Annotated in this window: 7 protein-coding genes; 3 read left to right on the top strand and 4 right to left on the bottom strand. The window is 72.3% G+C overall.

Translation table 11 applies throughout. The annotated features are described in order from the left end of the window. Positions 1-14 precede the first annotated feature (14 nt). A complete protein-coding gene (mce, locus tag FNX44_RS22275) occupies positions 15-452 on the bottom strand; it encodes a methylmalonyl-CoA epimerase (protein ID WP_143650570.1) in 438 nt (145 codons plus the stop codon). Positions 453-586: 134 nt separating this feature from the next. On the opposite strand from mce, the gene FNX44_RS22280 reads away from it, so the two are divergent. Together FNX44_RS22280 and meaB are read left to right on the top strand one after the other, a co-directional pair. Beyond that, positions 587-1,789, top strand: coding sequence for an acetyl-CoA C-acetyltransferase (locus tag FNX44_RS22280; protein WP_143650571.1), 1,203 nt, complete (start codon positions 587-589; stop codon positions 1,787-1,789). Positions 1,790-1,898: 109 nt separating this feature from the next. Continuing rightward, on the top strand, positions 1,899-2,858 hold the full coding sequence (gene meaB, locus FNX44_RS22285) for a methylmalonyl Co-A mutase-associated GTPase MeaB (RefSeq protein ID WP_143650572.1): 960 nt from the start codon (positions 1,899-1,901) through the stop codon (positions 2,856-2,858). Between the two features lie 35 nt (positions 2,859-2,893). Here the strand turns inward: meaB and FNX44_RS22290 are convergent, their stop codons facing one another. After that, complete coding sequence (locus tag FNX44_RS22290) at positions 2,894-3,877, bottom strand: SDR family NAD(P)-dependent oxidoreductase (protein ID WP_228450108.1); 984 nt, start codon at positions 3,875-3,877, stop codon at positions 2,894-2,896. A 153-nt stretch (positions 3,878-4,030) separates the two neighbouring features. On the opposite strand from FNX44_RS22290, the gene FNX44_RS22295 reads away from it, so the two are divergent. Further along, positions 4,031-4,645: a TetR/AcrR family transcriptional regulator gene (locus FNX44_RS22295; RefSeq protein ID WP_228450109.1), complete on the top strand. Its 615-nt coding sequence runs from the start codon at positions 4,031-4,033 to the stop codon at positions 4,643-4,645. 36 nt (positions 4,646-4,681) lie between these two features. On the opposite strand, the gene FNX44_RS22300 is transcribed toward FNX44_RS22295, so the two are convergent. Then, complete coding sequence (locus FNX44_RS22300; RefSeq protein WP_143650573.1) at positions 4,682-5,284, bottom strand: TetR/AcrR family transcriptional regulator; 603 nt, start codon at positions 5,282-5,284, stop codon at positions 4,682-4,684. 14 nt (positions 5,285-5,298) lie between these two features. Beyond that, complete coding sequence (locus FNX44_RS22305) at positions 5,299-6,303, bottom strand: agmatine deiminase family protein (RefSeq protein ID WP_143650574.1); 1,005 nt, start codon at positions 6,301-6,303, stop codon at positions 5,299-5,301. Between the last annotated feature and the right edge of the window lies 1 nt (position 6,304).

The following is a 6,304-nucleotide window of genomic DNA, read 5'->3' on the forward strand; positions in this document are numbered from 1 at the left end:
TATAAGAGACAGGGTCAGTGCTGTTCGTCGGCGGGGGCGGAGGTGACCAGCTCGGTCAGCACGCCGTGGCAGTCCTTGGGGTGCAGGAAGGTGATGCGGGAGCCCATCGAGCCCCGGCGCGGCTCGTCGTACAGGACCCGGACGCCCTTGTCCGCGATGGCCTGGGCGTCGCCGTCGACGTCGGCCGTGCCGAAGGCGATGTGGTGCACGCCCTCGCCGTTCTTCGCCAGCCACTTCGCGACGGTGGACTCCTCCGTCACGGGTTCGAGAAGCTGGATGTAGGAGGCCCCGCCGTCGTCCGTGCCGTTGATCCGGAGCATGGCCTCCCGCACGCCCTGCTCCTCGTTGACCTCGGTGTGGAACACCTCGAAGCCGTACGTGGCACGGTAGAACTCAACAGTCCTGTCCAGGTCGAAACAGGCGATCCCGATGTGGTCGATGCGCGTCAGCATTTTCTTAGGACACCGCTCCCGGCGCGGTTACGCAACGTGCGCACGGTCACACCCGTGCACCGGTGACCGGCCGGGTACCCCTCAGTACATTGACGGTTAACCCTCACTCACATCCACCTCGAAGGGGCCGCAGCATGACTGGCACCACCGGCACCACCTCCGTGATCGTCGCGGGCGCCCGCACGCCCATGGGACGACTGCTCGGCTCGCTGAAGTCCTTCTCCGGCGCCGACCTCGGTGGCTTCGCCATCAAGGCCGCGCTGGACCGGGCGGGTATCGGCGGCGACCAGGTCCAGTACGTGATCATGGGCCAGGTCCTGCAGGCGGGTGCAGGGCAGATCCCCGCCCGGCAGGCCGCGGTGAAGGCCGGCATCCCGATGAACGTGCCCGCGCTGACGGTGAACAAGGTCTGCCTCTCGGGCCTGGACGCCATCGCGCTGGCCGACCAGCTGATCCGCGCCGGCGAGTTCGACGTGATCGTCGCGGGCGGTCAGGAGTCCATGACCAACGCGCCGCACCTGCTGCCGAAGTCCCGTGACGGCTTCAAGTACGGCGCCGTCCAGATGCTGGACGCCATGGCGCACGACGGTCTCACCGACGCCTTCGAGAACGTCGCCATGGGCGAGTCGACGGAGAAGCACAACACCCGTCTGGGCATCGGCCGCGCCGAGCAGGACGAGATCGCCGCCGCGTCCCACCAGCGGGCCGCCGCCGCGCAGAAGAACGGCCTGTTCGAGGCGGAGATCACCCCCGTGGAGATCCCGCAGCGCAAGGGCGAGCCGGTGGTCTTCGCCAAGGACGAGGGCATCCGTGCGGAGACGACCGCCGAGTCGCTGGGCAAGCTGCGTCCGGCGTTCGCCAAGGACGGCACCATCACCGCGGGCAGTGCCTCGCAGATCTCCGACGGCGCCGCCGCCGTCGTGGTGATGAGCCGCGCCAAGGCCGAGGAGCTGGGCCTGGAGTGGATCGCCGAGATCGGCGCGCACGGCAACGTCGCAGGCCCGGACAACTCCCTCCAGTCGCAGCCGGCGAACGCGATCGCTCACGCGCTGGCCAAGGAGGGCCGCGAGGTCGCCGACCTGGACCTGATCGAGATCAACGAGGCGTTCGCGGCCGTCGCGCACCAGTCAATGAAGGATCTGGGAGTCGGCCCCGAAAAGGTGAACGTCAACGGCGGCGCCATCGCGCTGGGCCACCCGATCGGCATGTCCGGCGCCCGGATCGTGCTGCACCTGGCGCTGGAGCTGAAGCGGCGCGGGGGCGGCCTCGGCGCCGCCGCGCTGTGCGGTGGCGGCGGCCAGGGCGATGCCCTGATCGTCCGCGTCCCGGGCAAGTGACGCCGGCGGTGGCGGCCCCGCGCGGGGCCGCCACCGGCCGCCCGCCCGCCCGGCACGCGCCGGTCACATGACAGACACAGGACCCATACGGCAGGGGAGCACAACGCACATGGCGGTGGACGTCGCCCAACTCGTCGAGCAGGCCCGAGAGGGTCGGCCCCGCGCCGTGGCGCGGCTGATCTCGCTGGTCGAGGGCGCGTCCCCGCAGCTGCGGGAGGTGATGGCGGCGCTCGCCCCGCACACCGGCAACGCGTACGTGGTCGGTCTGACGGGCTCGCCGGGCGTCGGCAAGTCCACCTCCACCTCCGCGCTGGTCTCCGCCTACCGGGCGCAGGGCAAGCGGGTCGGGGTGCTGGCCGTGGACCCGTCGTCGCCGTTCTCCGGCGGGGCACTGCTCGGCGACCGCATCCGGATGTCGGACCACGCCTCCGATCCGGGCGTCTACATCCGCTCGATGGCCACCCGCGGCCATCTGGGCGGGCTGGCCTGGTCGGCGCCGCAGGCGATCCGGGTGCTGGACGCGGCCGGCTGCGACGTGGTGCTCGTGGAGACGGTCGGGGTGGGCCAGTCGGAGGTGGAGATCGCCTCCCAGGCCGACACCTCGGTGGTGCTGCTCGCGCCGGGCATGGGAGACGGCATCCAGGCCGCCAAGGCGGGCATCCTGGAGATCGGCGACGTGTACGTGGTCAACAAGGCCGACCGGGACGGCGCCGACGCCACCGTCCGGGAGCTGAACCACATGCTCGGCCTCGGCGAGTCCCGCGGCCCGGGCGACTGGCGGCCCTCCATCGTCAAGACGGTCGCCAGCCGGGGTGAGGGCGTCGGCGAGGTCGTCGAGGCGCTGGAGAAGCACCGGGCGTGGATGGAGGAGCGCGGTGTGCTGGGCGAGCGGCGGCTGCGCCGGGCCGCCACCGAGGTGGAGACGATCGCCGTCACCGCGCTGCGGGAGCGGATCGCCGACCTGCACGGCGACCGCCGGCTCGGCGCCCTCGCCGAGCAGATCGTCGCCGGCACCCTCGACCCGTACGCCGCCGCCGACCAGCTTGTCGCCGGTGTGACCGAGTCCTGACGCCCGGCGCGCCGGCCTCCGACGTCAGGGCGCCGTCAGCTTTCCGGCAGCAGCATCCGCCGACCCGCCGCGATGCCGCCGTCGACCGGGAGGGCGACGCCGGTGAGGTAGCCGAACTCGTCGCCGGCCATGGCCAGTACGGCGGTGGCGATGTGCTCCGGGTCTGCGACGGTCCCCAGCCCGTCGACGTTGAGCTTGCCGAGCGCGGTCTTTGCCCGCTCCCAGGTCGCGTCGTCGAGCCCGGGCGGCCGGATCATCGCGGTGTCGGTGATGCCCGGCAGAACGGCGTTGACCCGCACTCCCCGGCTGCCGTACTCCAGCGCGGCGGACTTCACCAGCGCCAGCACGGCCTGTTTGCTGGACTGGTAGAGCGAGAGCCCGGGGCGGCCGACCACCGCGCCGACCGAGGAGTTCACGATGATCTGCCCGCCGCCGCCGGCGAGCAGGTGGGGTATCTGGTACTTCATCGCGAGGAAGACCCCGCGGGCGTTGGTGTCGGTGGTGTCGTCCCACTCGGCCACGGACGTCTCGTGCAGCGGTTTCTGCACCTGGATTCCGGCGTTGTTGAAGGCGATGTCCAGCCGGCCGTAGCGCTCGACCGAGCGGTCCACGAACCGCTTCACCTCGGCGGGGACGCGCACGTCGGCCGGCAGGTAGGTCGCCTCGCCGCCGGAGCGGCGGATGTCGCGTTCCACGGCGCGGCCGCGCTCGGTCCGGCGGCCGCAGAAGGCCACCTTGGCGCCGGCCGAGGCGAAGCCGCGCGCGGTCGCCTCGCCGATTCCGGAGGTGCCGCCGGTGATGAGCACGACCTTGCCGGCGAAGCGGCGGGAACGCGTCCGCACGCCGGTGGTGGCGGCCGCTGGGGCCGCCGCGGTCGCGGTGGCGCTGCCCAGCAGGCCGAGCGCGCCTACGGCACCGGCTCCGGCGGCGGCGCCGCGCAGCATCGCGCGGCGGTTCGGCGGGGCGGCGGCAGCACGGTCGTGGACGTGGTCGTGAACGTGGTCGTGAGACGTGGGCATGATCGGCTCCGGAGGTTGTCTGCCGGTAGGAGAGGGTGCGGAAGGCCCGGCGCGGGAGGGCGGCGGGGCACGTAGGATGAAAAATGCGAGTGAGTGCTCGCAAAATCAAAATACGAGCGAACGCTCGCGTTTGTCAAAGGTGTTGGGTGAGTGATGACGGAAGTACCCGCCGGTCGGCGCCGGCAGGCGCGCGGCGAGCGCCGGATGGAGCAACTGGCCGACGCGGCCGCCGAGTTGTTCGCCGAGGTCGGCTACGTGAAGGCGACGACCAATGCGATCGCCGCACGCGCCGGGGTCTCGCCCGGCACGCTGTACCAGTTCTTCCGCAACAAGGAGGCGCTGGCCGCCGCGCTGGCCGAGCGCTACGAACGCGCGCTGCGCACGGCGCACGAACGGGCCTTCGACCCGGCCCTCGCCGATCTGCCGCTGCCGGAGTTCGTGGACCGCATGGTCGACCCGATGATCGCGGTCAACGTGGAGAACCCCGGTTTCAAGGCGCTGTTCGCCGGTGCCGGACTGCCGGAGCACCTGACCGGGGCGACACGCGGCCTGCACCAGGCCGTCGTGGGCAAGATCGACGAGGTCCTCGCGCTGCGGGCCCCCGACCTGCCCGTCGAGCGCCGTCGCACGGTCGCCGTCGTGGCGACCCAGGTCTTCGGCGCCCTGCTGGGCACGGTGGTGGCCGCCCCGGAGGCCGAACGCGGGCGCTGGGTCGCGGAGTTGAAAAACGCCCTGGTCGGCTATCTGCGCTCGGTCCCGGTGGAGTGAGACCCGCCCGGGCGGACTCCGAGCGGACGGGCGGACCTACGCGGTGAGGGTGTCGTCGACGTACTCGTGGGCGTGGGCGAGGACGGTGGCGCGGTCGACCGTGGGCAGGCCGACGGCCAACTGGATGCTGAAGCCGTCGAGCAGGGCGCGAAGCCGCGTCGCGGTGCGGTCGGCGTCCACCGGGCGGAACTCGCCGGTGGAGACGCCCTCCGCGAGGAGCGCGGCCAGGTCGCGGTGCCAGGCGCCCTCGATCGCCGCCTGCCGTTCCCGCTCGGCCGGGCCGGCCTTGCGGGAGCGGTTCCACACTTCCAGCCACAGTGTCCAGTGCGGATCGCCGGGAGCGTCGGGGACGTAGAGGTCGACGTAGGCCAGCAGGCGGCTCCGCACCGGGGCACCGCGCACCAGCAGGGAGCGGCGCTCGTCGCCGAGCGCCGCCTCGCTCCACTCCAGGGTCTGGAGGAGGAGTTCGTCCTTGCTGTGGAAGTAGTAGAGCAGGTGGCCGCTGCTCATGCCGACCTGGCGGCCGAGGCCGGCCATCGTCAGCTTGTCGAGACCGCCCTCGGCGATCGTGGCCATGGCGGCCGCGAGCACCTCCTCGCGCGGCGGCGCGTTCTTCCGTGCGCGCGCCCCACCCGCCATGTCCGCTCCCTCGGTCACACCTTCGGCTGCTGCTGGGTGATGCAGTGGATGCCGCCACCCGCTGCGAAGATCGTACGTGCGTCCACGAGTGTCACGGTCCGCTCGGGGAACAGCTCCCGGAAGAGGGCGGCGGCCTCCTCGTCACGGGGGTCGTCGAAGGCGCACAGTACGACGCCGTCGTTGCACAGGTAGTGGTTGAGGTAGGAGTAGTCGACCCACTCGTCGTCGATGCTCAGCACGGTCGGCGCCGGTATCTCGACGACCTCCAGTCGGCGGCCCCGGGCGTCGGTGGCGGTGCGCAGCACGGCGGCGATCGTCTTGCAGCGCTCGTGGTCCGGGTGGGCCGGGTCGGGCTGGGCGTGGACCATCACCACGCCGGGGCGGGCGAACGCGGCGACCAGGTCGACGTGGCCCTGGGTGCCGTAGCGGCCGTAGTCGGCGGCCAGGCCGTAGGGCAGCCAGACGGCCTTCTCGGTGCCCAGGTGGGCGTGGATCTCGGCTTCCACCTCGGCCCTGGTCCGACCGGGGTTGCGGCCCTGGCCGAGCTGCACGGTGTCGGTGAGGAGGACGGTGCCCTCGCCGTCGACGTGGATCGCGCCTCCCTCGTTGACCAGCGACGTGCTGTAGACGGGGGTGCCGGCGAGGTCCGCGACGTGCCGGGCGATCTTCGCGTCGTGCTCCCAGCGCGCCCAGTCCTGGGCGCCCCAGCCGTTGAAAGTCCAGTCGACGGCGGCGAGCGCGCCGGTGCCGTCGGTGACGAACGTCGGGCCGATGTCCCGCATCCACGCGTCGTCCAGCTCGCGTTCGACCAGTTCCACGCCGTCGCCGACGCTCTCGCGGGCGCTGTCGGCGTCGCCCGGCGCGACGACAAGCGTCACCGGTTCGAAGCGGGCGACGGCGCGGACGACGGTGCCCCAGGCTCGGCGGGCCTCGGCCAGCTCGTGCGGCGTGCTGAAGGTGGGGTTGGGGCTGGGCCAAGCCATCCAGGTGCGCTCGTGCGGGGCCCACTCGGGGGGCATG

Source organism: Streptomyces alkaliterrae (genome assembly GCF_007097205.2).
Classification (GTDB): Bacteria; Actinomycetota; Actinomycetes; order Streptomycetales; family Streptomycetaceae; genus Streptomyces; species Streptomyces alkaliterrae.

Excerpts from the sequence above, each read along its gene's own strand:
- mce (WP_143650570.1), bottom strand. The coding sequence starts at position 452 with ATGCTGACGCGCATCGACCACATCGGGATCGCCTGTTTCGACCTGGAC.
- FNX44_RS22280 (WP_143650571.1), top strand. The coding sequence starts at position 587 with ATGACTGGCACCACCGGCACCACCTCCGTGATCGTCGCGGGCGCCCGC.
- meaB (WP_143650572.1), top strand. The coding sequence starts at position 1,899 with ATGGCGGTGGACGTCGCCCAACTCGTCGAGCAGGCCCGAGAGGGTCGG.
- FNX44_RS22290 (WP_228450108.1), bottom strand. The coding sequence starts at position 3,877 with ATGCCCACGTCTCACGACCACGTTCACGACCACGTCCACGACCGTGCT.
- FNX44_RS22295 (WP_228450109.1), top strand. The coding sequence starts at position 4,031 with ATGACGGAAGTACCCGCCGGTCGGCGCCGGCAGGCGCGCGGCGAGCGC.
- FNX44_RS22300 (WP_143650573.1), bottom strand. The coding sequence starts at position 5,284 with ATGGCGGGTGGGGCGCGCGCACGGAAGAACGCGCCGCCGCGCGAGGAG.
- FNX44_RS22305 (WP_143650574.1), bottom strand. The coding sequence starts at position 6,303 with ATGCCCCCCGAGTGGGCCCCGCACGAGCGCACCTGGATGGCTTGGCCC.